Source organism: Methylobacterium sp. WL6 (assembly GCF_008040095.1).
Lineage (GTDB): Bacteria > Pseudomonadota > Alphaproteobacteria > Rhizobiales > Beijerinckiaceae > Methylobacterium.
Map to the genome: position 1 here is coordinate 1 of NZ_VRVH01000538.1, position 1,589 is coordinate 1,589.

A 1,589-nucleotide genomic window follows, 5' to 3' on the forward strand; every position below is an offset into this window, starting at 1 on the left:
CCGCCGGGCCCGGAGGGCGCCCGCGAGGCAGGCGGCGAGCATCGCCGCGAAGGGCCAGTCGCCGGCCCGGCCGTAGAGGGTGCCGCCGAGGATGCGGACGGGCAGGTCGGCATCGAGCACCGCCTCCTGCTCGATCGGCAGTTGCGCGACGACGCGCCCGTGCGCGTCGATCACCGCCGAGATCCCGGTGTTGGCGTCGCGCACCAGCGGCAGGCCCTCCTCGACGGCGCGCAGGCGGGCCTGCGCCAGGTGCTGGCGCGGGCCCGGCGTGTCGCCGAACCAGGCGTCGTTGGTCACGTTCAGGATCAGGCCGGGGGGCCGATCGGCGGCGATGGCGCCGGCCGGCAGGATCGCGCCGGGGAAGATCGCCTCGTAGCAGATCGTCGCCGCCACCGGCGGCAGGCCCGGCACGTTGAGGATGCGCTGGCCGGCGAGCGTCCCGGCCGAGAAGCCGCCCGGCACGGCCACGAACTGGCGCAGGCCCACCGCCCGCAGGGCCGCGTCGAGGGGCGCGGGCAGGTACTCGCCGAACGGCACGAGGTGGACCTTGTCGTAGCTGTCGACGATGCGGCCGCCGGGCTCGATCGCCGGCAGCTCGTTCGGGCCGAGGCTTCCGCCGGCCGCGGCCTGCGGGCCGGCGACGCCGCGGGCGCGATTGGCCAGGGCCACGGTCAGCTTCTCGGCGGCATCCGGCTGCATCACGGCCAGCACCTCTGCCATCTTGCGCGGGTTCATCGCCAGCACCAGCGATACCAGGACGTCCTGGCCGAGACGGTCGAAGACCCGGGCGGCCTCCTTCGGCTTCATCGTCTCGTACATCGTCACGAGGTTCTTCAGGCCGGCCTTCTCGGCCTCGGCCTTGGCCTTGCCGGATGTGTCGACCTTGTCCTCGGCCTGCTTGAGGTCGCCGAGCCCGGTCTCGAGCTTGCGCTCGGCCTCGCCGAGCATCTTCTCGCGCAGCTCCAGCTCGTCGCTCTTCTGCTTGAGCGCGTCGCGCCGGGCGCCGAGCTTCTCCAGCAGGGCGCGCTCGCTCGGCGAGACCGGCTCGACCATCGGCGGCTGAGCCTGGGGCGGCGGCTCGGGCTTCTTGGCATCCGCCTTCGTCTCGTCCTTGGGCGTCACCGATCCGGTGGTGGCGGGGTCGGCCAGCTCGTAGCCGGCGCGGGCCTTGGCGAGCACCTGGGCGAGGGCCGGCAATTCGGTGCCGACCTGCGGCGTCTCGACCGACATCGCGATGAGCTTCAGCACCAGCAGCCCGGCGGCGGCGAGCGTGACCGCATCGATCATCCGCAGGCGCAAAGGACGGATCGCGCGCATGCGCGCACGCGCCAGGGCGGTCAGGGCCTTCGCGTTGTTGGCGCCCCGGACGACCTTGGCCGCGCGCGCGCCCTCTGCGGCCGCGAGCGCGGTCCGGGCGGGATCGGTCCGGGCGGGAGGCCCAGCACTCATGCGGCGCGGCTCCGCACCCTGTGGAGGGCGCGCTCGGTCATCGCGAGGGCGGCGGCGGCGGCGGCGCCGAGGCGCTCGCCGTTCGGGCCGTCGGAAGCCGGCGTCTCGCTCGCGACGCGCATCGTCGGGCGCTGCACGGC

General features: G+C 74.7%; 1 protein-coding gene. It reads right to left on the reverse strand.

Going from position 1 to position 1,589, the window contains the following annotated elements; translation table 11 throughout:
• The coding region (lnt, locus tag FV230_RS31110; protein WP_246695043.1) for an apolipoprotein N-acyltransferase at positions 1-1,449 on the reverse strand (1,449 nt) is incomplete at its 3' end.
• Between the last annotated feature and the right edge of the window lie 140 nt (positions 1,450-1,589).